General features: G+C 62.4%; 21 protein-coding genes and 1 pseudogene. 7 read left to right on the plus strand and 15 right to left on the minus strand.

The features are described from left to right. Window positions 1-75: 75 nt before the first annotated feature. The 7 genes from KYT97_RS10425 to KYT97_RS10455 form a co-directional block, all read right to left on the minus strand. Window positions 76-1,101, minus strand: a complete 1,026-nt coding sequence (locus KYT97_RS10425; protein ID WP_033235494.1) for a lysophospholipid acyltransferase family protein — start codon at window positions 1,099-1,101, stop codon at window positions 76-78. After that, window positions 1,098-2,189 carry an NAD-dependent epimerase/dehydratase family protein gene (locus tag KYT97_RS10430; RefSeq protein ID WP_141484823.1) on the minus strand — a complete coding sequence of 364 codons (1,092 nt, stop codon included), beginning with the start codon at window positions 2,187-2,189 and terminating at the stop codon, window positions 1,098-1,100. The genes KYT97_RS10425 and KYT97_RS10430 overlap by 4 nt, the downstream gene beginning before the upstream one ends. 320 nt (window positions 2,190-2,509) lie before the next feature. Further along, the gene (locus tag KYT97_RS10435; RefSeq protein ID WP_003402602.1) at window positions 2,510-2,611 is read right to left on the minus strand and encodes a 30S ribosomal protein bS22; all 102 of its coding nucleotides are present in this window, start codon (window positions 2,609-2,611) and stop codon (window positions 2,510-2,512) included. Between the two features lie 244 nt (window positions 2,612-2,855). Then, window positions 2,856-3,092 carry a helix-turn-helix domain-containing protein gene (locus KYT97_RS10440; protein ID WP_003941845.1) on the minus strand — a complete coding sequence of 79 codons (237 nt, stop codon included), beginning with the start codon at window positions 3,090-3,092 and terminating at the stop codon, window positions 2,856-2,858. A 127-nt stretch (window positions 3,093-3,219) separates the two neighbouring features. Next, complete coding sequence (gene proC / locus KYT97_RS10445) at window positions 3,220-4,035, minus strand: pyrroline-5-carboxylate reductase (protein ID WP_033235495.1); 816 nt, start codon at window positions 4,033-4,035, stop codon at window positions 3,220-3,222. Between the two features lie 34 nt (window positions 4,036-4,069). After that, window positions 4,070-4,915, minus strand: coding sequence for a thioesterase family protein (locus KYT97_RS10450; protein ID WP_045063858.1), 846 nt, complete (start codon window positions 4,913-4,915; stop codon window positions 4,070-4,072). Beyond that, entirely contained in the window at window positions 4,915-5,559 is a 645-nt protein-coding gene (locus KYT97_RS10455) for a MerR family transcriptional regulator (RefSeq protein WP_033235497.1), read from the minus strand. Before KYT97_RS10455 ends, KYT97_RS10450 begins: the two co-directional genes overlap by 1 nt. Window positions 5,560-5,694: 135 nt before the next feature. Between KYT97_RS10455 and KYT97_RS10460 the strand changes: the two genes are divergently transcribed. The 4 genes from KYT97_RS10460 to KYT97_RS10475 all read left to right on the plus strand — a co-directional run bounded on the left by KYT97_RS10460 (window position 5,695) and on the right by KYT97_RS10475 (window position 11,683). Next, a complete protein-coding gene (locus KYT97_RS10460; RefSeq protein ID WP_045063862.1) occupies window positions 5,695-6,342 on the plus strand; it encodes a TetR/AcrR family transcriptional regulator in 648 nt (215 codons plus the stop codon). A 128-nt stretch (window positions 6,343-6,470) separates the two neighbouring features. Further along, window positions 6,471-7,937: a wax ester/triacylglycerol synthase domain-containing protein gene (locus KYT97_RS10465; protein ID WP_033235498.1), complete on the plus strand. Its 1,467-nt coding sequence runs from the start codon at window positions 6,471-6,473 to the stop codon at window positions 7,935-7,937. Between the two features lie 3 nt (window positions 7,938-7,940). After that, window positions 7,941-10,253, plus strand: coding sequence for a glycerol-3-phosphate 1-O-acyltransferase (locus tag KYT97_RS10470; protein ID WP_219112207.1), 2,313 nt, complete (start codon window positions 7,941-7,943; stop codon window positions 10,251-10,253). Further along, a complete protein-coding gene (locus tag KYT97_RS10475; RefSeq protein ID WP_033235500.1) occupies window positions 10,250-11,683 on the plus strand; it encodes an HAD-IB family hydrolase in 1,434 nt (477 codons plus the stop codon). Before KYT97_RS10470 ends, KYT97_RS10475 begins: the two co-directional genes overlap by 4 nt. 31 nt (window positions 11,684-11,714) lie before the next feature. Here KYT97_RS10475 and KYT97_RS10480 read toward each other — a convergent pair whose 3' ends face one another. From KYT97_RS10480 to KYT97_RS10490, 3 genes are read right to left on the minus strand one after another with little or no spacing between them, the layout of a single operon-like run. Then, window positions 11,715-12,545: a sugar phosphate isomerase/epimerase family protein gene (locus KYT97_RS10480; protein WP_033235501.1), complete on the minus strand. Its 831-nt coding sequence runs from the start codon at window positions 12,543-12,545 to the stop codon at window positions 11,715-11,717. Window positions 12,546-12,552: 7 nt separating this feature from the next. Then, window positions 12,553-13,647, minus strand: a complete 1,095-nt coding sequence (locus KYT97_RS10485) for a hypothetical protein (RefSeq protein WP_219112208.1) — start codon at window positions 13,645-13,647, stop codon at window positions 12,553-12,555. Next, window positions 13,647-14,597, minus strand: coding sequence for a Ppx/GppA family phosphatase (locus KYT97_RS10490; RefSeq protein WP_033235503.1), 951 nt, complete (start codon window positions 14,595-14,597; stop codon window positions 13,647-13,649). Before KYT97_RS10490 ends, KYT97_RS10485 begins: the two co-directional genes overlap by 1 nt. A 66-nt stretch (window positions 14,598-14,663) precedes the next feature. Between KYT97_RS10490 and KYT97_RS10495 the strand changes: the two genes are divergently transcribed. Beyond that, window positions 14,664-15,449 (plus strand): DUF3109 family protein, encoded by a 786-nt coding sequence (locus tag KYT97_RS10495; RefSeq protein ID WP_033235504.1) that lies wholly within the window; start codon window positions 14,664-14,666, stop codon window positions 15,447-15,449. Between the two features lie 58 nt (window positions 15,450-15,507). Here KYT97_RS10495 and KYT97_RS10500 read toward each other — a convergent pair whose 3' ends face one another. From KYT97_RS10500 to KYT97_RS31070, 4 genes and pseudogenes are all read right to left on the minus strand, one after another. Beyond that, window positions 15,508-16,197 carry a response regulator transcription factor gene (locus KYT97_RS10500; RefSeq protein ID WP_033235505.1) on the minus strand — a complete coding sequence of 230 codons (690 nt, stop codon included), beginning with the start codon at window positions 16,195-16,197 and terminating at the stop codon, window positions 15,508-15,510. Beyond that, window positions 16,194-17,429, minus strand: coding sequence for a sensor histidine kinase (locus KYT97_RS10505; protein ID WP_092802151.1), 1,236 nt, complete (start codon window positions 17,427-17,429; stop codon window positions 16,194-16,196). The genes KYT97_RS10500 and KYT97_RS10505 overlap by 4 nt, the downstream gene beginning before the upstream one ends. A 162-nt stretch (window positions 17,430-17,591) precedes the next feature. Continuing rightward, window positions 17,592-18,347, minus strand: a complete 756-nt coding sequence (locus tag KYT97_RS10510; protein ID WP_172936322.1) for a phosphoglyceromutase — start codon at window positions 18,345-18,347, stop codon at window positions 17,592-17,594. A gap of 46 nt (window positions 18,348-18,393) precedes the next feature. Further along, a pseudogene (locus KYT97_RS31070) lies at window positions 18,394-18,492 on the minus strand (AMP-binding enzyme); the annotation flags it as partial. A 284-nt stretch (window positions 18,493-18,776) separates the two neighbouring features. Here KYT97_RS31070 and KYT97_RS10520 point away from each other — a divergent pair. Next, entirely contained in the window at window positions 18,777-19,526 is a 750-nt protein-coding gene (locus KYT97_RS10520) for a hypothetical protein (RefSeq protein WP_219112209.1), read from the plus strand. Window positions 19,527-19,579: 53 nt separating this feature from the next. Beyond that, entirely contained in the window at window positions 19,580-20,023 is a 444-nt protein-coding gene (locus KYT97_RS10525) for a hypothetical protein (protein WP_219112211.1), read from the plus strand. A 95-nt stretch (window positions 20,024-20,118) separates the two neighbouring features. Here the strand turns inward: KYT97_RS10525 and KYT97_RS10530 are convergent, their stop codons facing one another. Further along, the gene (locus KYT97_RS10530; protein WP_219112212.1) at window positions 20,119-21,714 is read right to left on the minus strand and encodes an AMP-binding protein; all 1,596 of its coding nucleotides are present in this window, start codon (window positions 21,712-21,714) and stop codon (window positions 20,119-20,121) included. Window positions 21,715-21,784: the final 70 nt, after the last annotated feature.

Below are 21,784 nucleotides of genomic sequence, written 5' to 3' on the forward strand. Positions count from 1 at the left end.
GGAATCGAAAGTCCGGATCGAATCCGATCCGGACTTTCAGTTCAGCCCCGCTTTCAGTTCAGCCCCGCTTTCAGTTCAGCCCAGGAAAATGTTGCGGCGCTTGGCCAGCAGTCGGTAGAGCGTCTGCTGGATGGTCTCGCGCACGTGGTCGGTCACTTCGAAGAGAACCATCGGATCCTCTTCTGCACCTGCGTCGTACGTGTCCGTGACGATCGGTGTCCCGAATTCGATGTGCCACTTCGACGGCAGCGGAACCAGCCCGAGCGGTCCCAGATGCGGAAACAACGGAGTGACCGGGAAATACGGAAGGCCCAACAACCGTGACAGCGTCGTCAAGTCGCCGATTTTCGGGTAGATCTCTTCCGAGCCGACTATCGAGCACGGGATGATCGGAACTCCGGTACGCATTGCGGCCGAAACGAATCCGCCGCGCCCGAACCGCTGCAACTTGTAGCGCTCACTGAACGGTTTTCCGATTCCCTTGAACCCTTCGGGGAAGACCGCCGCCACTTCACCCTCACGCAGAAGTCGCTCGGCGTCCGGGTTGCAAGCCAGTGTGTGCCCCGCTTTGCGCGCAAGTCCGCCGACCAGCGGCATCTCGAATGCCATGTCCGCAGCCAACATTCGCAGTGGCCGGTGCGCCGGATGGTGATCGTGTACGGCAACGGACGTCATCAACCCGTCGATCGGAATCACGCCGGCATGATTCGCGACCACCAGAGCGCCGCCGGTAAGGGGGATGTTCTCGATTCCGCTGACCTCGACACGAAACCACTTCTCGAACAGTGGCCGCAGCACCGGCATGACGATGTGGTCCGCGAAGTGCGGATCGAACCCGAACTCGTCGACCTCGTAGTCACCGGCCATCCGGCGCCGTAGGAACTCCGCCGTCGACGCGATCTGATCGACCAGTCCCGAGCGGACGGTGTCGACAAACGACCCGTCGTTCGGAGTCTTGGGTGGCAACGCCCCACTCGAAGGATGCCGGCGCTCGCTCTGCTCTCGCACCAATCGTTGCGCGCCGGTTACCGATTCACGTGAGCTTGCTTCGCTTCGGGCTGGGTGCGGCCGCAACGGAATTACCTTTGCCACGTCACTCATCGCTCCACCACACCTCGGTCCGGGGTCGTCATCGACATCACGTCGGCGCTCGGTGACGCCACGGCTCCGTTGCCGCCGACTATCGCGGTCAACGTTTTCTCCGCCCGGTCGATCCACTCGGGCCCGATGATCCGCCGCGTCTGCATGGCCCGGACGAAGTCGTCGAGCGCCTGCATCGTCGTCCACCTCGGCTCGAATCCCATCTCGCTGCGCATTCGTGTGGTGTCCAGACCGCACCCGAACCGGAAGTACTCGAGTTGTTCGTCGGTGTACAACCGCATGGACGAACCCACCAAGGCGTTGCCGACGCTGCGGAACAGCGCCAGCGGCATCGGAACTTCGATGCGTCCGGCTCGCCTGATGGCCTGCGACATCATCACAACCCCGTCTGCTGCGATGTTGTACGTTCCCGCCACCGGGGTAACGGTGGCGCATTCGAGCGCGGCAAGCGCGTCCTCGGCGTGCAGCAACTGCAGACGTGCGTTACGTCCGGCAATGGTGGGAACCACGGGTGCACTGATGTAGTGCCCGACCGTTGCGGTGAGTTGGGGGCCGATCAGCGGAGCAAGTCTCAGAATTGCCACGTCGATGTCGGGCCGGCGACGTCCCATGCCTCGGAGGTACCCCTCGATTTCGAGGGTGTCCCTGGCGTAGCCTCCGGGCGGGCGCCGACGCGCACTCATCTCTTCCGTGAACTGGGCGGGATCTTTGGCACTGCACCCGTACACAACCGACGCGGAGCGGAGAACGACTTTGCGAACGGTAGGGGCCTTCTGACACACGGCGAACAACTGCATTGCACCGATGACGTTCATGTCCTTCATCGCTGCGCGTGAGCCTGATTTGGGGGCCTTCTGCAGGGTCGACGCGTGTACGACGGTATCAACTTCGGCGCCTCGGATGACCTTGCCGATGAGAGGGTTGCGGATATCGGCGCGCACGAATTCGGCACGGCCCATTCGGCGCAACATGTCTTTGCTCGGGCTCACGGAGTCAACGGCGATCACTCGCTCGATTGCCGGATTCTGCGCCAGTCGGGTTACCAGGTAACCGCCCAGAAATCGGCTTGTGCCGGTTACGAGAACCACGCGGGGAACTACATTGTCCGATTTCGTGTCGCCTGCTGATTTTTCGTCGGCTGCTGTGTCACGAACTACCACCAAGTACCCCCCTATCCAGGACGAACGATCGTTCCCGAATCACTTTTGTGACAAGTTTCCCCCACCATACGGCCAGTCGGGGTCTCGCGCTGTTTACCCGCATCACACTCATTCAAGACATATCTCCCACGGAGTGGGACGGCGTGTCCATAACCCCCCGAACAGGCCCCGAACAGGCCCCGAACAGACAACGATGCCCGCCGCTTCCGAAGAAGTGGCGGGCATCGACGCTTAGTGCACAGTACTGCTTATTTACCGAGTTTCCTGCGCTGCACTCGGGTACGACGAAGCAACTTGCGGTGCTTCTTCTTGGACATGCGCTTGCGACGCTTCTTGATCACTGAACCCATAGCGGGTGTCCCTCACGTTCTTCTATAGCGTTCCTGCGCACGCCGGTCACGTACGCCTGCGCCAAGCAACTGGCGCCTGGCCCTCGTTTTAACTAGCTCAGCGCCTTACGACACCAGCTTGCTGGTACGACAGTTGATTATCGTACCGGTGCGGACTCACTCGACATAAACCGAGCCTCCGGCACAGCTTCTGCTGTGCCCGCGACAGGGCTTACGCCGAGGTCGTCCTCTCCGAATCGGCTGGTCAGCCTGCGTCGAAGTACGAGGTTTCGAGATAATCGTGCACCGCTTTCGCATGTACACGGAACGAACGTCCCACTCGAACAGCGGGCAATTCGCCGCTGTGTACCAAACGGTACACAGTCATCTTCGACACCCTCATCAACGTTGCCACCTCGGCAACCGTGAGGAATTGTGTTCCGGCCACGGCCGGCTTCCCGTCGTGGGACGAACCCATGGACGGCTTGTTTGCAGACACCATAAATCCACATACCTCCAGTACGACTCGCGCCGCCGGCTTCCCCTCCGGCGGAACAGACACGTACGTACTAACCCCGAGCTTAGCTGTACTTGTGGGGTTAAAGCGACGGGTGTGGCGTAATGGGCGACTATTCGACAGCGGCACCCATTGCGACTGAACGCGTCTTAGCGGCCTCGAGAGCGTTGTAGAACGCGGTTCGAAGACCGCCTGCCTCGAGTTCGCGAAGCGCTGCGGCTGTCGTGCCACCTGGCGAGGTCACGGCAGCCCGAAGATCGCCGGCGCTGTCTCCGGTGCGATCGAGCATCGCGGCCGAACCGACCATCGTCTGAACAACCAATTCAGACGCCACTGCACGAGTGAGACCGAGACTGACACCGGCATCGATCATCGCTTCGGCCACCAGGAACATGTATGCCGGACCAGAACCGGATACGGCCGTGACAGCATCGATCTGCGATTCGGGCACCGTGACGACCTTGCCGACGCTGCCCAGAATTCCGCGCACCAATTCCAGGTGCTCCGGCTTGACGTGTCGGCCCGGCGCCAGAACGCTGACGCCTTCGCCGACCAGCATCGGCGTATTCGGCATGACCCGAATCACCGGGAACCCTGCGGGAAGCCGCGTTTCGTAGAACCCGATGGGGATACCGGCGGCGAGCGAGACGATCAACTGCTCGAGATCACCGTCGAGATCCACCTTCGACAGCGCTGTCAGAGCTGCCTCGACGTCGTTCGGCTTGACGGCGATCACGATAACGTCAGCACCGTCGGCCGCGTCCTCGATCGTGGTGACGCGGATGGAGTACTCGGCAATCAGTTCCTCCACGCGCGGCTGATACTGCTCGGCAACAACCAGATCCTTGATCGCATGGCCTGCGTGCAGCAACCCGGAGATCAGCGCCTCGCCGATCTTGCCGCCACCGATAATCGCAATTCTTGTCATGCCGTCAAGCCTGCCACGACGACATCGAGGGGAATTACCGGGGCATCATGGCCAACTGCCTACTCTGCACCACCACGGCCCCGGTGGAATCGAGAATGTCGTGATCCTCTTCGAACCACGTGCTGCCCAACACATCCGAACTCGCCCGAACCCGCAGCCAGCCCGGTGCAGGCAGCCTGCGCAGGTACGTCGTCAACTGCACGGTCGGCGCCCAGCCGAACAGTCCACGGTTCATCGTGACCGGAGCGCTGATGTCTCCCGCCATGATCGCGAACAACACCGCGGTGTCGACATCCGCTTCGTCATCGGGCCGAGCGCGCACCCACATCCGCACCTCCGGCTCCCCCTGAGCGCCGGTGAGAAAGTGCGCGGACGTCGTGTCGATCCGCATGTCGCAACCTTGACCGACATGCACGATCTGCGCCATCGGATGATCACCCTCTACCGCGGCGGCGTGCTCCGACGGTTCCGCAGGCATGTCGTCGATCGACGAGGTGCTCACGAAGGCAGGCACGTCGCCGTCGGGAATGCCGAGTGTGACCGCGGCGCGGACGGCAACCCTTCCCGCCTGACTCAACTCGACGTCCACCAGCGACACCTGGCGCCCCTGCTTCTGCACTGTCACTGCCAATTCCACGTCACCCGGATCGGGTGCGGCAAGGTAATTCGCGCTCACGGCGATAGGTTGCATCGCCCGCACACCGTCGTTGTCGGAAGCGCCGTCGCGCAACGCCGCTCTCGCAGCCGCCGCGCACACTGCCATCATCGACCCGCCGTGAACCTTGGGTCCGATGGTCCAGATCGGGTCGATCGTTGCGCGGAAACGGCCGCCACCGAGCGATTCCAGTCGGTTCAGATCACGAAAAGGGCTGGTGCTCATCAATTTTCCTTCATCCGGTTTGTCGTGTGCTCCGCAGGTGACGTGAACTTTGCGGATCCTAGGTCTTGGTGCGCCAAGCGTCGTAGTGCTGTCAGGACCGGTTCGTACATCGCGGTCCCGAGGACCGCGTACCGAACTGCCTCTTCCGTCGAACCGAGCGGCATCAGATCGATTTCCACTTCGGCAATTCCTCGAATGTGTTCTCCGTAAGCCCGCAGTCGTTCCTCGCTCAACGTCAGACCTGCTCCTTCGAGACCGATCAGCGCTTGTTCCAGATGAGCGACGGCGACGTACCGCGGGTCGTACACCTGCCCGAGAAACTCCAGCACCTTCTGCGCCCGCGGAAATTCGTGCACCGGATCGTTGTCGACGTGGGGTGGCAGCTGGGCGATGGCGCGTCCGATCCGCTCGAATTCGGAGAGGTCCGTCGCCGAGACGAGATCGAGAATCGCACGTATGCGCGGAATGGAGAGGCCCGCCCCGGAGAGCGCTCTGATCAGCCCGAGGCGACGAATGTGATCGTCGCCGTACTGTGCGCCGGTCGCACTAGTGGGTTCGCCCGCCATCAGCAGACCCTCACGCAGGTAGTACTTCACAGTGGGCAGTGCCACGCCGGATCTGGCCGACAGTTCGGAAATCTTCATCGCGCTCCTCGCCCCCTCACTAGATACCAATACTATCCAACCGAAATGCGCCCGTGATCCCACCCCTGCGTGGACTATCCTCGGACGTTCTAGCGAACACTAAGAAACGATTGTCGAGCGGAGCTCACAGGCACAATGGCAAGAAAACCTTCTGCACCGCCCCAGGACGCTGCACTGCCCCAGGACGAAGGGTGGCGCACCGTCGAACCACTGACACTGACGCCGCTCCTCACAGCAGCCCTGGCCACCTTCCACGAATTCGGGTACCACGGCGCCTCCGTCCGCGATATCGCCAAACGCGCCGGCGTCACCGTTCCGACGCTGTACTACCACCACGAAAACAAGCAGGGCATTCTTGTCGCCTTGATGATGACCGGCATCGAAGCGGTCACCGTCCGGGCACGCGAAGCGGTCGACGCTGCCGGACCCTCCCCTACCCGACAATTCGGAAACCTTGTCGAGGCCGTTGTATTGCACATGACCAGCCGAACGGACATCGCTTTCCTCGATTCCGAACTGCGCTACCTCGAAGACACAGAGCGAAAAGCCTATGCGGCCAAGCGAAAGCATCTCGAGAACCTTCTGGCCGACGTCCTGAGCGCCGGTGTCGAACAGGGCGAGTTCACCGTCACCGACATCGCCGGCACCGGGCGCGCCATGCTGGGTATGTGCCAATCGGTGGCGCTCTGGTTCCGGCCGGACGGTCCGCAGACACCGCACGAAGTCAGTGTCTTCTATCGAGAAATCGCACTCAACGCAGTGGGCGCCGTCGCCACTGTCTGATTTGACCGGTCCAGTCGAACGTCACATCTGTTCACTGCCACCGAAACCGGGACGCGCCGACGGTCTCGGGTCCACACTTAGATACAGAACGACGGGGTGGACCCGAAGACCGAGGGAGTTCTTGAAGTATGGCCGACAACAATCCATTTGTTCCTCCTAGTGCGGTCGACGTCGACCTCTCTGCGGTCGCGTGGGGCGCGAACCGGACGATGTCCGATTTCGAGACCGGGATGTGGCGGATGGAAGAAGCGCAACCACAATTGCGCTCGCCGATCGTCGCGGTAGAAGTCCTCGACCAGGCGCCCGATTGGGATCGTCTTCGCGGGGCTGTCGAATGGGCGTCGCACGTCGTACCCCGCATCCGGATGCGCGCTGTCGAACCCACCCTGAACCTGGGTAACCCGGTCTGGTCGGTAGATCCCGAATTCGACATCGGGTACCACTTGCGACGCGTCCGTCTACCCGCGCCTGCCGATTTCGATCACGCACTGCGTATGTGCCGCCACCTCGCCACCGAACCGTTCGACAAGGCTCGCCCGCCGTGGAGCGCACTGCTCATCGAGGGACTGGACGACGGCCGCGCGGTTTTTGTCGTCAAAACCCACCACTCCATCACGGACGGCATGGGCGGAATCCAGATGATGACGCTCCTGCACAGCAGGCGCGCCGATCCCACGCCGGACAAGCCCGATCGCACCCCGCCGCCGGCAGAGCATCTGTCCTCGATCGGTGCTTTCGGCGAAGAAGTTATCGGCGAGATCCGTCGGGCGCCGTCGCGAGTGGCACGACTCCTGCGCGGCGTCACCAACATCGCGGCCACCGCGATCACACAACCGATCACCACAACCACCGAGGTCCTGGACTACGCCAACTCGCTGCGCCGAATTGTCACTCCGCCCGCCAGTTCCGGTTCTCCACTCCTACGTGAACGCGGTCTCGGTCGCTGGTTCGGAACCTTGGAAGTTGGTGTGCCCGAACTCAAAGCGGGCGCAAAAGCGGCCGGCGGCTCACTCAACGACGCGTACGTCGCAGCTCTACTCGGCGGATTCCGTCGCTATCACGACGCGTTCGGCCAATCGGTCGACAGTGTTCCCATGGGGATGCCGGTCAGCATGCGCACCGGTTCGGATCCGTCCGGCGGCAACAGATTTGCCGCCGTTCGCTTCAGCGGCCCGATCTCGGAGACGGACCCGGCCAAACGAATCCGGCAGGTCCGCGAAATCGTTCTGAACCTTCGCGAAGAGCCGGCACTCGACGCCGTCGACCTGGCTGCGCCCGTCCTCGCGCGCCTGCCAAATCAGCTCCTCGCGAGCTGGTACCTGTCCCAGTCCACCGGACTCGATCTGCAAGCGAGCAACGTTGCGGGCGTTCCCGTCCCGGTCTATCTTGCCGGCGCGAAGATCGAGCGGATGTTCCCGTTCGGTCCCGCCCCTGGCTGCGCCGTGATGGCAACGCTGGTCTCGCACGTCGGAATCTGCTGCATCGGAATCAATATCGACACCGCAGCCGTCACCAAACCTGCATTACTCATGCAGTGCATCCAAGACAGCCTCGATGAGATCGTGGCCCTCGGAACCGCTGCGGAAGGTGCGTGAGTCATGACCGCAGACGTGACCCGACAGAATGTATACCTGACCGAGCCGATGACCGAGGCCGAAGCAGGCGTGCTGCGAAAGTGGTTGGCCGACAAAGCTCGCGGCACAGCGCAGCCGTCGACTACCGTCGCGATCACCGATCGCACGCTCGGCGAACTGTCCCGCCGAACCGACGACCCGATGCTCGCTCCGTTGCGAGTGGTGTGGCTACCCAGCAACCGAACCGAACAGAACGTAGCAGGGCGCGTTCGCAATGCGCTCGCCCCGCGAGATCCGTTGCACCCCGGCCGGAGCGCGCAGCGCCGCACACTGCGTACCGACCCCGACCGGTGCCAGGTCATCGAGGGCCGGCCCGCCCCGCTCAGCGACCTGTCACGCCGCCTCGACGAAAGCGGCGGCGGATCTTTGCCCGAGTTCATCCGCCGTCAGGCTGCCCTCGCCCTCGAGCGAGCAGAACTCGAATTGATCGGCGGGCAGTACAAGGTGTCGCGATTTGTCGTCGACGAAATCACCGACACCCGGCGCTTCACCACCGAGACCATGGCCCTCTCCGACCGTCTCGGCATCGCCGTTGCCGAAGTGGACCGGCGTGCGCGCGAAGCACTCGAGGAAATGGTTGCCACCCAGAGCCGCCAGGCAATCGCGGTGTGGGATCGTTTGGGACGCTACTTCGCTCGCGCGTACACGATCGATGTCGACACCAGCCGATTCGACGAACTGCGGGAGCTCAACAAGGAACATTCACTTGTCTTCCTTCCCAGCCACCGCTCGTATCTCGATCCGCTGGTGCTCCGCCCCGCACTGATCAACAACGGCCTTCCGCTCAATCACGTGATGGGCGGACTCAACATCAGTTTCTGGCCAATGGGGTCCATCCTCAAGCGCAGTGGCACCGTCTTCATCCGTCGTAGCATCGGCGACGACGAGGTCTACAAGTGGTCGATGCACGAGTACATGCGGTACCTGCTCACCAAACGATTCAATCTCGAGTGGTACATCGAAGGCGGTCGTGGACGCACCGGCAAACTTCGTCCGCCGCGTTTCGGGTTGATGACGTATCTGGCCAAGGCTTTTCACGTCAGCGGCGCCTCCGACGTCTACCTGGTGCCGGTGGCGCTGAGCTACGACCAACTCTACGAAGTCGGTGCCATGGCCGCCGAGGCCCTCGGCGCCGAGAAGAAGCCTGAAGGCCTGCGCTGGATGTTCGGATACGTTCGGGCGCAAGGCAAGAGGAACGGCGTCGCACACGTCACGATCGGGCGACCGCTTTCCTTTGCCGAAGCACTCCGGCAAGAACCCGACCAGCGCCTGGCCATTCAGAAGGCGGCGATCGAAGTGTGCCACCGCATCAACGAGGTGACGCCGATTACGGTGTCCTCTCTCGCGATGCTCCCCTTCCTCGGAATCGAGGATCGCGCGCTCACCGTCACTGAACTCACCCTCATCCTCACGCCCCTGTTCCAATACATCACGGCGCGCAAACTACCGCTCGCCGGCGATGTGGAACTCGACGATCCGCACGTCATCGACAAGGCACTGCAGACGCATGTCGAGTCGGGCGTGCTGATGCATTTCGACAAGGGCGGCGAAAAGGTCTTCTACCTGGGCAAGGATCAGGGTCTTGTTGCGGCGTTCTACCGCAACAACACCATTCATTTCCTCGTCGCCCGGGCAATCGCAGAACTGGTCCTACAAGCGGCGGTAGACGAGCAGTTCACCGACCCGATCCTCGACGGCTGGAACGAGGCCAAACGCATTCGGGACCTGATGAAGTTCGAGTTCTTCTTCAGCGACCGGGACACCTTCGAAGAAGAGATGCGTACCGAACTGGACCTGATCGACCCCAGTTGGAGCTCGGTCACCGCCGACCCGAACCGCACCGCGCACATCATCGAGGGCGTTCGCCCTTACCTAGCCCACCGTGTACTGCAACCGTTCCTCGAGGCGTACCAGGTGGTGGCCGACCAATTGGTCCTCGCGCCGGTGTCGAAGTCCTTCGACGAAAAGTCGTTCACCCGCAACTGCATCGACGTGGCCCACGAGCGTCGGTTGCGCCAGCAGATCGCCAGCAGCGAATCGGTATCCGGCGAATTGTTTGCCACCGCACTCAATTTGGCCCGCAATCGCAATCTCGTGGAAGCCGTGGACGACGGGGTCACCGCGCGTCGGATTGCCTTCGCCGAGGAACTGCGGGTTCTGGTCGACCGGTTGCGGCGGATCCGCGAACTCGCCCACTCCCGCCTCGACGCGGCAACCAGATCCTATGGCGCCGCAGCCACTCCCAATCCCACCCCTCACGAGGAAGCAGGACCGTGACCGGACTCGAGCGTCTGCACGCCGCGATCAAAGCGGCCCCAGCCGGACCCGACACCATTGCCGCGTTCGACCTGGACGGCACCCTCATCAGCGGGTACTCCGCCAGCGTTGTCTACCGTGATCGACTGCGGCGCTTCGATATCAGCCTCGGCGAACTGCTGCGGACCACCGGCGCCGCCATCGACACCCAGTTTCGCGGTGCCGACGTCGGCGCGCTCATGGACATCGCAGTCCGCGCGCTTACCGGCCGCACCGAGGAAGAACTGAACGACTGGGGCGAGCGGCTGTTCAGGCAGGAAATCGCCGCGATGATCTACCCCGACGCTCGCGAGATTCTCGCGGCGCATCGAAAGGCCGGTCACACCGTTGTGATGGCCACATCGGCCACGCCGTTCCAGGCCCGAGGGGTTGCCGCGGATCTCGACATCGAAGACGTGCTGTGCACGGAAATCGAAGTGATCGACGGCATGCTCACCGGCGACCTGTCGGCGCCGGCACTATGGGGTCCCGCGAAGGCCGACGCACTCGCGGCCTACGCCGAGAAGCGCGGCGTCGATCTGCGGAATGCCTTTGCGTATTCCAATGGTGCCGAAGATGTTCCGATGCTCGAATCCGTCGGCCGCCCCGTCGCCTTGAATCCGGATCGCACCCTGGCGAGTGTCGCGAGGCGCAAGGGCTGGCCCTCCGTCACGCTGCGTAAACCACAACGCGGAGCAACTCCCCTCTCGACGGTGCGCACCGCCACCGCGATGGGCGCATTGGCTGCCACTGCTGTGGTGGGCTTCTCGGCCGGTTTGGTCACCGGCAACCGGCAATTGGGAGCCAACCTCGTGGGCACCTACGGCCCCGACATCTCCCTGTCGCTACTGGGCATCGACGTCGAAATCGACGGTGAGCACAATATATGGGATCACCGCCCAGCCGTCTTCATGTTCAATCATCAAAGCTCGCTGGACCTGCTGGTACTGGGCACCGTCATCAAACGCGACGTGACCGGAGTGGCGAAGAAGGAAGCGGCAAACGATCCTCGCTTCATTCCGATCGGCGCCCTGTTGGACGTCGCGTACATCGATCGATCCAACACCGCCAAGGCCAAGGCGGCATTGCAACCGGCCGTCGACAAGCTGAAAAACGGCGTCTCGATAGTCATCGCGCCCGAGGGAACACGTTCCGCCACACCAAAACTCGGGGCATTCAAGAAGGGCGCGTTCCACCTGGCCATGCAAGCGGGCGTTCCCATCGTGCCGGTTGTGATCCACAATGCCGGTGAACGCATGTGGCGTAATTCCCTTGTCGCCCATCCGGGCCCGGTCTACGTTTCGGTTCTCGACCCCATCTCCACTACAGGATGGCAACTCGACGACCTCGATTCTCACATCGAGGAAGTGCGCTCACAGTTCGACGCAGCGCTCACTGCCGGGCATCCCTGAATATCGGACATCGCTGACAGCCACCAAAGATTCAGGCCAGGTGCTCGCGTGCAAACGCGAGTGCCTGCGCCAGCATCGAGGATCTTTCCCGCCGCGTGCGAGCATTCTGAGTATTGATCTCGAGGACGGCCTGGCCGGTGAAACCTGTTGCGGCCAGGTGTCGGCATATCTCGGCGCAGGGTTGTGATCCGTGGCCGGGAATCAGGTGCTCGTCCATCGACGCGCCTCGCCCGTCCGCGAGGTGCAGATGCTGGAGTCCCTTGCCCATTCTCGCAGCCAGTTCGAATGCGTCCATGCCGGCAGTTGCGGTGTGCGACAAGTCGAGTGTGTAGTGGGAATGATCGGAATCGGTGGGATCGTACGACGGACTGAACGCCGACAACGCCGCTCCTGGACCGCCGCGCTTACGCAGTCGCTCGGCCGAGCGGTCCTTGCCGCCGAAAAAGCTGTCGGCACGCATGGGGAACATATTCTCCACAGCTACGACGACGCTGCTTCGCGATTCCAGGTCGACGACCTGATCCGCAAAGCCGTCGGCATATTTGCGTTGCCACCGAAACGGCGGGTGCACAACCACAGTGGTGGCGCCCAACGTTTCGGCAGTGCGGACGGACCGCTCGAGCTTCTCGATCGGATCGGCGCCCCACACACGCTGCGAAATCAGCAGACACGGCGCGTGAACGGCCTGCACCGGAATCCCGTATTTGCGCACCAACGCCGCAACGCCACCGACGTCTTGGCTGACCGACTCGGCCCACACCATCAATTCGATGCCGTCGTATCCCAAATCGGCCGCGTAGCGGAACGCGGCTTCGGTGTTCTCGGGATAAACCGATGCCGTCGACAAGCCCACAGCGATCATCGTCGGATCAACCCGAGGTCAACAAGAACGCCAGCGGACCCAAGGTCACGATCATGCCGACAACGACCGCAATCACAAAACTCGTGATGTCGTCCGTTTTCCGCAGAACTCGAACAACCGCCACCAGACCGACGATAACGATCAGGGCAAGTACCAGCGCCACCCACGGCAGCATGTCCCAGAGCTTCTCGAAACCCTTGAACATCGCGCCGCCGATGATGAGCGCAACAACAACCTGTCCGGCCAGGATCGCCCATTCACGGATCGAGTTCCGATCGCCGGTGTCTTCTGCAGTGGCAGGCTCGGCCGGTGCAACCTCCTCCACGGAAGCAGGCGAGGGCTCCGGCGCAGCGGCGGCCGGTTCCGTCGAACCGGCATTCTCGGCGGGTTCGTCGCTGATCGAGGCCATCATCTCGGTACTGACATCGGCGTCAGCCGGGCTTGGCGCGACTCGCGGAGGCAGGATCGGCGAGCGCATCGACGGATTCTGGGAAACCTCGCGTTCTTGCCGCATCAGGTCACCTGCCAACGTCTGACCGGACAGCAGAGCAGGCTCCTGCGTCACCTTCGGTGGCCCAGCCGGCACCGGCTTCCTGGTCGTGGTCTCGGGCACAGCCTGCTGAGACCCAACCGGCACAGCCGGGGTCGACACAACCGGCACAGCCTGGGTCGGCGCGAGAGGCGCAGCCTTCTTCGGCTCGACGGGTGCGCGGCTGACCCACTGCCCCGGCGCGCTCTTGGAGATCGGCTTGTGAAGGTCGATCTTGGTGTCGTCCGACTCGTCGTTCTCGACCGACTGCGTGAACTCGGTCACCGGAGCCTGAGTGGACTCAGGCTTGGTCTCGACGGTCTTGGTCTCGACGATCTTGGTCTCGACGATCTCGGTCTCGGCAGGCTTGGTTTCAGGCGGTGCCGAGGGTGCGTCCGATTCGGCTGCCGAACGTGAACCGGCAGGCCGAACGATCGGAATTTCGCCGGTGAGCTCAGCTACGGAGATACCTCCGGCCACGCCCCTACGACGACGCCCACCGCGGGACTCGACCGTCTGACCGTTCCGCTTGAGCAGTTCCGCTACGGAAATCTGCTGACTGTCCTCGGTCATCAAGCACTCACCACCAATTCACCGCCCATTTCTGTGTCGAGCTTCCGCAGAATCAGACCCTCGCGCAATGCCCACGGACAAATTTCGAGTTCGTCCACTCCGAGCGCTCGCATGGTTGCTTCTGCGATGAGTGCGCCGGCCACAATCTGCTGTGACCGATCTGCACTCACTCCTTCCAATTCTGCACGGTCTGACGCCGTCATCCTGGATATGAAGGCTATGAGTTGCCTGAGTCCGCTGGCGGTCAGGGTCCGTTTGGCACGCGGCCCGGCTGCGGACGGTGCCGCGCCGGTGAGCCTGGCCAAGGAGCGGAAGGTCTTCGAGGTGCCGACGGTCCGGTCCCAGTCACCGGCGCTGCGGAGTTCCTTGGCTGGTCCGAGCAGTTCTGCGTCCAACCAGTCGCGAAGCACGGCGACGCGGCGCTTGCCGGGCGGGTCGGCGTGGAGCCAGTCCCGGGTGAGCCGGCCTGCGCCGAGTTGGAGTGAAAACGCGACGTCCGGATCCTCGTCGCCGCCTGCGGTGAGCTCGAGTGAACCTCCACCGATATCGAGGTTCAGGATGCGTCCGGCGCTCCAGCCGTACCAACGGCGGACCGCAAGGAAAGTCAATCGGGCTTCGTCGACACCGGAGAGCACCTCGAGCCCTACGCCCGTCTCCGCGCGAACCCGGGCGAGCACCGCTTCGGAATTGTTGGCGTCGCGCACGGCGGAGGTGGCAAACGCCATCATTTCCTCACATCCGGACATTTTGGCGATACCGGCGAATTCCCCGACTGTGGAGACCAGCCGATCGGCCCCGACGACAGTGATGTCGCCCCGGTCGTCGGTGTTTTCCGCGAGCCGCAAAGTCGCCTTGGTGGAGCTCATGGGTGTTGGGTGGCCGCCACGGTGGGCGTCCACTACCAGTAGATGAACGGTGTTGCTTCCGACGTCGAGTACCCCTAGTCGCACATCGCCACGTTACTGGGTCTACGGTCTGCCCTTGTGACAGCAGGTAACCCAGACCGGTCCCACAAGATGACTCCAAGCCCCGAGGTCGACCTCGATTTCCCGCGCGAGTGGGTCGAATTTGTCGACCCCGACAACTCCGAACACCTCATTGCCGCCGATATGACGTGGCTGCTCTCGCACTGGACCTGCGTGTTCGGTACTCCGGCATGCCAGGGAATTCTCGGCGATCGTCCCGACGACGGATGTTGCTCGCACGGCGCGTTTCTCTCCGATCAGGAGGATCAGGACAAGCTCGATGCGTCAGTGAAACTGCTCACAGCCGAGGACTGGCAGTTCATGGAGAAGGGTCTCGGCAAGAAGGGCTACGTCGAGGAAGACGACCTCGAGGACGAGCCGGCGCTGCGCACCCGCCGCTACAAGGGCGCGTGCATTTTCCTGAATCGGCCGGGTTTTGCGGGCGGCCAGGGGTGCGCGCTTCACTCGATGGCGCTCAAGAAGGGCATCGAGCCGCTCGAGGTGAAGCCGGACGTGTGCTGGCAGCTTCCGATCCGTCGTACCCAGGACTGGGTGGACCGCCCGGACGGGGTTCAGATCCTCAAGACCACGATCACCGAGTACGACCGCCGCGGCTGGGGCGAGGGCGGCGACGACCTGTCCTGGTACTGCTCGGGCTCGCCCGACGCTCATGTCGGCCAGAAGCAGGTGTGGCAGTCGTACGCCCCGGAGTTGACCGAGTTACTCGGGAAGGCCGTTTACGACGAGCTGGCTCGCCTCTGCAGGCGCCGGGCCGGGCTCGGCCTTATCGCAGTCCACCCGGCAACCACGATCGCTCAGAACAAAGCTCAGGCGTAAAAACAACTTCAGCCGCCCCACACGACGTGTGGGGCGGCTGAACTTTTTCGTCGTTCTTTCAGGCTTCGAGCTTGTATCCCAGACCACGTACGGTCACGAGATGCTCCGGCTTGGCCGGGTCCGCTTCGATCTTGGAACGCAGCCGCTTCACGTGCACGTCAAGGGTTTTGGTGTCGCCGACGTAGTCCGCTCCCCACACACGATCGATCAACTGGCCGCGGGTGAGCACGCGTCCGGAATTGCGGAGCAGGTACTCGAGGAGATCGAACTCCTTGAGCGGCAACGTGATCGGATTCCCACCCACCTGGACGACGTGGCGTTCGACGTCCATCCGGACCGGTCCGGCTTCGAGGACACCGTTTTCCGAACCCAGGTCTGCCTCGTTCTCGACGCCGCGGCGCAGCACGGCCCGGATACGGGCAATGAGTTCGCGGGCCGAATACGGCTTGGTCACGTAGTCGTCCGCACCGAGTTCGAGGCCGACAACCTTGTCGATCTCGCTGTCGCGGGCCGTCACCATGATGACGGGCACACCGGAACGAGTGCGCAGCGCCTTGCACACGTCGGTACCGCTCATACCGGGCAGCATGAGGTCCAGCAGCACGATGTCTGCGCCGGAACGATCGAATTCCGCCAAGGCCGACGGGCCGTCGTTGACGATGGTGGTCTCGAACCCTTCCTTGCGGAGCAGGAACGCCAGCGGATCCGCCAACGACTCCTCGTCCTCCACGATCAGCACCCTCGTCATCGTTTGGCCTCCATGCCTGTGTCTTTACTGCCTGAGTCTCGTCTACCGCTTCGCCCGGAACCGAGTGTTCCCGCGTCGCCGTCGTCGAGGTCGTCGGTCTCCTCCACATGCGCTGGTATCTGCAAGGTGAAGGTGGACCCGGTTCCTGGTTTGCTCCATACGTCGATGGAGCCGTTGTGATTGGCCGCTACGTGCTTGACGATCGCGAGCCCCAGTCCGGTGCCTCCGGTCTGGCGCGATCGTGCTTTGTCGACCCGGAAGAATCGCTCGAATACGCGTTCCTGGTCGGCTTTTGCGATTCCCTCGCCGCGATCGGTCACGGCGATGGCGACGTTGCCACCGCGCATCGAGCGACTGACCGACACCGGAGAACCCTTGGGCGAGTATGCAATCGCATTCTCGATGAGATTGGACAGTGCGGTAACGAGCAACGTCTGATCGCCGAGAACTTCGAGTCCACTCGGATGATCGGTGGTGACGGTGATCTCGGCCGCCTCGGCCGACAACCTCGACCTCGACAACGCTTCGGAGACAACGGTATCCACGTCCACGACATCGAGGTCGGGAAGTTTCTCGGCTCCCTGCAATCGTGAAAGCGCGATCAGTTCCGTCACCATCTTGCCGAGGCGAATCGACTCGCTGTGCACTCGTTCGCCGAAGTGCCGCACCGACTCCGGATCGTCGGCGGATTCCAGCAGTGCTTCTGCCAGCAAACTCATCGCTCCGACCGGGGTTTTGAGTTCGTGACTGACGTTCGCAACGAAGTCGCGTCTCGTCGCCTCCATGCGAACCTGCTCGGAATCGTCGTCCGCGAACAGGACCACGAAATTGCGCTCGTCCTTGCTGAGCAGACGCGCCACCCCGCGAACCGCGATCTTGTCGCGTCCGCGTTGGACGGTTGTGGCCGTCAGATCCACTTCGACGGGTTGCCCGGTCTCGAGCACCTTCAGGGCTGCCTGCCACGCCCGCTCGTCGACGCGGCGATTCTTGACAAGCCCCAACTCTTCCGCGCGGGGATTGAACAGCACCACGTCGTGATAGCCGTCGACAACGGCGATACCGCTCTCGGACGCCAGCACGATCAGGTCCAGGACCTGCGACATTGTCAACCCGGTCTGTTCTGCAGCACGTTCGCGGTGCCGTGAGCTCAGCCTCGGAATCAGCACACCTCCGACGAGGTATCCGATCAAGCCGCCAACCACGATCAGCAGCACTGCAGTTGCGACACTCACGGCGCAATCGTACGTTCGCGCGTCGAGTGGGTTACGGCGGGTTCGAGCATTTCCGCCCACGTCATCCGCCCGGTGGGCGGCGTTGGCGCGCCGTTCATCTGCTGTTCGCCGAAGCCCCCCGAACAGTCAGTTCGAGGGGCTTCGGAAGTCATCATGATGGCGCTACTTCGCGCCCTGATTCGCCACTGCGGCAGCGCCTGCGGCGGCCGCCTCGGGATCGAGGTAGGTGCCGCCCGGGTTGAGCGGCTGCAGGTTCTCGTCGAGGTCGTAACGCAGCGGAATGCCCGTCGGGATGTTGAGACCGGCGATGTCCTCGTCGGAAATACCGTCGAGGTGCTTGACCAATGCGCGCAGCGAATTGCCGTGCGCGGTGACCAGAACGTTCTTACCCGCGAGGAGTTCCTGGGAGATCGTGTCTTCCCAGTACGGGATCAACCGCTTGACGACGTCGAGCAGGCACTCGGTCAGCGGCACCTCGTCGAGGTTTGCGTAACGCGGATCGGTGTCCTGGCTGTATTCGCTGCCCGCTTCGATGGCCGGCGGCGGCGTGTCGTAGCTACGACGCCACAGCATGAACTGATCGTTGCCGTACTCCTCTTTGGTCTGAGCCTTGTTCTTGCCCTGCAGGGCGCCGTAATGGCGCTCGTTGAGGCGCCAGTCGCGGACGACGGGGATCCAGTGGCGATCGGCCGCATCGAGTGCGAGGTTGGCGGTGCTGATCGCGCGGCGAAGCAGCGAGGTGTAGAGGACATCGGGCAGCAGGCCGTGCTCGGCGAGCAGTTCGCCGGCGCGCTTGCCTTCGGCCATGCCCTTGTCGGTCAGGTGTACGTCCACCCAGCCGGTGAACAGATTGAGTGCATTCCATTCGCTCTCGCCGTGGCGAAGCAGGACCAGTGTTCCGATACTCATGCCGTTCATCCTGGCATGAGTACCGGAACACGTCTTGATCAACCCTGCCGCGAAATCAGCTTTGCGCTGCTTCTGCGGTGCGCAGATCCTTGCGGAGAATCTTTCCGGCCGCGGACTTGGGGACCGTGCTGATGAAGGCGGCCTTGCGAACCTTCGTCACCACGCCCAGCCCGAAGATTACGGACATTCGCTCTCGTTTCGGCAAAATGTGAGCTCCGATCGAATAATGCTTGGCTCCGTGGCTGAATGAGTGATCGGCCCTCGATCAAATCCCGCAATAAAACTACAGTTTCATTCAGTCCACCGCCGCGAACCTCGGCGATCCCGATATCCGTCAAACATTGACCTATCCTGTCGGTTCACTTCAACAGCGACCAGCGCTGTCAAGCTTCGGGATCCCGCTAGATCGGATGTCCCGATATGAGAGGAGCCGAACTCTTGACCGTCGATTCGGTGCGAAAGCACAATCCTCAAGACGACATTCACGTACCACCCGAGTCACCCGCCGATCTCGATGCCCCAGGCAACAACGATGCGGCCGATGCACTCGAAGCCAAACATCGATTCTGGACTGTGGTAGTCAATCGACTGGTTTCCATCGCTGTAGTTTCGGGACTCGTCCTCGTCCTCATCGGCCTTACGACATGGCCGTCAATCGAGGAATCAGCACCTGATGCCCGTCTCGTCACCCCCGGAACATGGTTACCCGCATTGCACGCCGAATTGAGCGGACGAATTACACCGGCAAACACACTGACTTGTGCGATCGCACTGTTCGCTGGATGCGCCACCATCACAGTGGCGTTGGCAATCGGTAAGGCCTCGAGTCTGACCGTACAAGAACAGGCCATTCACAGCCAGTGGCGGATCTTGTTGGAGGTCACCGCATTGCTGGCGGCGGTGGGTGCCGTGCTGTTGGCAGGGGCAGCGTGGATCGGACCCGAGGTACGGGAAACGTCGGGTATCTCGCTCATGACCTGTGTCTTCGCGATGATGTGTTTACTCATGGTTTTGTCCATCTCAGGGAAAGCACCCGAGCCGATCAGCTTTTTCGCGAGAATGCTGAAAAACAGGCTGCCGACAGACGAACCGAACGGCGAAACAAGATCGGATACACCGTCCCTGATGTGCGATCGGACTCTCCATTTCGAAGAGTTGTTTGTGGGTATATATGGCGCTCGCTGGTAATCGGAATTGTGGTGACAATCGCGATGCACTTAAGTTTGTCGATTGTTCAAATCGTGAGAAGTCGCTCTATCGCGATCGAGTGGCCGAATCCGTTGGAATTGCTCGCATCTGTTGGAGTGTTCGCCGGCATCGTATTGGCAACCGGGTACTTCTCCGTAGTTCGGTGGTCTACCTACGACACTCGTTTTCCGCGTTGGCAACTCACGGTGAAGTCCGCAATATTGAGAGTCGGAGGGACGCTTTTCTGCATTCTGGGCATACTCGCACTCGGCGACAGCTGGATCGTGAGTGTTCTCGTCGGCGTATTCCTCTTCGGACCGACTGTCTTTGTCTGGGCTGCTTTGTCGATCACCCGCGTACGACCGGGGCTGCGCTGGCTCAGTTGGTTTGCCACACCTGTGTGGGCCGCTATCACACACAATCTCGACTTGAGTAGTGCCACGTCGACCGACCCTGACGTGAATGACGCTCCGAGCAGCAACACACATCGGTGTTAAACAAACACAACCACCACCGAGGGTGGGCAAAGCCGCCCCGCTACGACGGATTGACGATGACCGTTTCGCAGCGGGACTGCTCACCTGTTTGAGGGTCAGCCTGCTTCTGCGGTGCGCAGATCCTTGCGGAGAATCTTTCCGGCCGCGGACTTGGGGACCGTGCTGATGAAGGCGACCTTGCGAACCTTCTTGTGCGGTGAGACGCGCTCGGCGACAAAAGCGATGACGTCGGCCTCGGACAACGCGGCACCGTCCTGCAGGACGACAAACGCCTTCGGCACTTCCTCGCCCTCCTCGTCGAGTACTCCGATGACGGCGGCGTCGGCGATCTGCGGGTGGGTGAGCAGCAACGCTTCGAGTTCGGCCGGCGGAACCTGGTAGCCCTTGTACTTGATCAGTTCCTTGAGACGGTCGACGATGGTGACGACACCTTCGTCGTCGACGGTCGCAATGTCGCCGGTACGCAGGTAACCGTCGGCGTCGAGGGTGTCTTTGGTTGCCTGCTCGTTCCCGAGGTACCCGGCCATGATGTTCGGGCCCTTGCACCACAGCTCACCGGGCGCACTGACCTCACCGGAACCGGCCGCCGGGTATGCAACCTCTTCACCGGTACCCGGATCGACGAGCTTGCATTCCATGTTCGCGATGGTCGGGCCGCACGAGTCGAGCGGCATGTCGTCCCGGTCGAACGGAATTGCATGGCTGACCGGGCTCATCTCGGACATGCCGTAGCCCTGACGGACCCGGCAGTTCAGGCGATCGGCGACGGCCTTGCCGAGGGCGGCATCGAGCGGGGCGGCGCCGGAGAAAATCGTGTGCACACTCGACAGGTCGTACTGGTCGACCAGTGGATGTTTCGCCAACGCGACCGCGACGGGCGGCGCGACGAAGATGTACGTCGATTTCTGCTCGGCGACGATCCGCAGAAATTCGACGAGATCGAACTTCGGCATCGTGATCAGGCTCGCGCGGGCGAAGAGCGCGGCGTTGAGCAGCACCGTCATGCCGTAGATGTGGAAGAACGGCAGGACTGCGAGAATCTTGTCGTCGGAGCCGATGCCCATCCGCGGCATGATCTGGCAGACGTTCGCGACCAGGTTGCGATGGGTGAGCATGACCCCCTTGGGTCGACCGGTAGTCCCTGACGAGTACGGCAGCACCGCGAGTTGGGTGGCCGGATCGAAGGAAACCTCGGGCGGCGTCGCACCTTCACCGAGCAGATCGCGCAGCGAGAGGTGGCCTTCGGCGCCGTCGAGGACGATCACGTTCTCGGCGGGGATGCCGACCTCGTCGGCCGCCGCCTTGGCTTGCGGAAGCAGCGGCGAGACCGTGAAGAGGAACGTGGCCTTCGAGTCGGTGAGTTGCTTGGCGATGTCCTCGGCGGTGTAGAGAGCGTTGATGGTGGTCGCAACGCCACCGGCACGCAAGATGCCGTGGAAGACGGATCCGAACGCCGGGACGTTCGGTGAATGCAGAGCGACGACGTCCCCCACAGCGAGTCCGCGCGCGGCGAGGGCTCCAGCGACGCCGTTGATCTGCGCGATCAGCGAGGCGTACGTGGTGACGGTGCCCGAAGCGCCCTCGACAAACGCAGTCTTGTCGAGATCAGCGGGTTCGATGTTTCCGAACAGGAAGTCGTAGACACTGACGTTGGGGATGTCGACGTCGGGGAACGGACTCTTGAAGCTCAACGGTGCTCCTCGTGAAGGTTGCGCGGCAAGGTGACGAACAATTTACTGTGACTTACGGAAACAGCATTAT

It is taken from the genome of Rhodococcus globerulus (genome assembly GCF_019334125.1).
Lineage (GTDB): Bacteria > Actinomycetota > Actinomycetes > Mycobacteriales > Mycobacteriaceae > Rhodococcus_F > Rhodococcus_F globerula.

Bases quoted from the DNA above. Each gene is read 5' to 3' on its own strand.
- KYT97_RS10500 (WP_033235505.1), bottom strand. From the start codon at position 16,197: ATGACGAGGGTGCTGATCGTGGAGGACGAGGAGTCGTTGGCGGATCCG.
- proC (WP_033235495.1), bottom strand. From the start codon at position 4,035: ATGACAAGAATTGCGATTATCGGTGGCGGCAAGATCGGCGAGGCGCTG.
- KYT97_RS10465 (WP_033235498.1), top strand. From the start codon at position 6,471: ATGGCCGACAACAATCCATTTGTTCCTCCTAGTGCGGTCGACGTCGAC.
- KYT97_RS10510 (WP_172936322.1), bottom strand. From the start codon at position 18,347: ATGAACGGCATGAGTATCGGAACACTGGTCCTGCTTCGCCACGGCGAG.
- KYT97_RS10460 (WP_045063862.1), top strand. From the start codon at position 5,695: ATGGCAAGAAAACCTTCTGCACCGCCCCAGGACGCTGCACTGCCCCAG.
- KYT97_RS10440 (WP_003941845.1), bottom strand. From the start codon at position 3,092: ATGGTGTCTGCAAACAAGCCGTCCATGGGTTCGTCCCACGACGGGAAG.
- KYT97_RS10425 (WP_033235494.1), bottom strand. From the start codon at position 1,101: ATGAGTGACGTGGCAAAGGTAATTCCGTTGCGGCCGCACCCAGCCCGA.
- KYT97_RS10495 (WP_033235504.1), top strand. From the start codon at position 14,664: ATGACTCCAAGCCCCGAGGTCGACCTCGATTTCCCGCGCGAGTGGGTC.
- KYT97_RS10450 (WP_045063858.1), bottom strand. From the start codon at position 4,915: ATGAGCACCAGCCCTTTTCGTGATCTGAACCGACTGGAATCGCTCGGT.
- KYT97_RS10435 (WP_003402602.1), bottom strand. From the start codon at position 2,611: ATGGGTTCAGTGATCAAGAAGCGTCGCAAGCGCATGTCCAAGAAGAAG.
- KYT97_RS10480 (WP_033235501.1), bottom strand. From the start codon at position 12,545: ATGATCGCTGTGGGCTTGTCGACGGCATCGGTTTATCCCGAGAACACC.
- KYT97_RS10485 (WP_219112208.1), bottom strand. From the start codon at position 13,647: ATGACCGAGGACAGTCAGCAGATTTCCGTAGCGGAACTGCTCAAGCGG.
- KYT97_RS10455 (WP_033235497.1), bottom strand. From the start codon at position 5,559: ATGAAGATTTCCGAACTGTCGGCCAGATCCGGCGTGGCACTGCCCACT.
- KYT97_RS10470 (WP_219112207.1), top strand. From the start codon at position 7,941: ATGACCGCAGACGTGACCCGACAGAATGTATACCTGACCGAGCCGATG.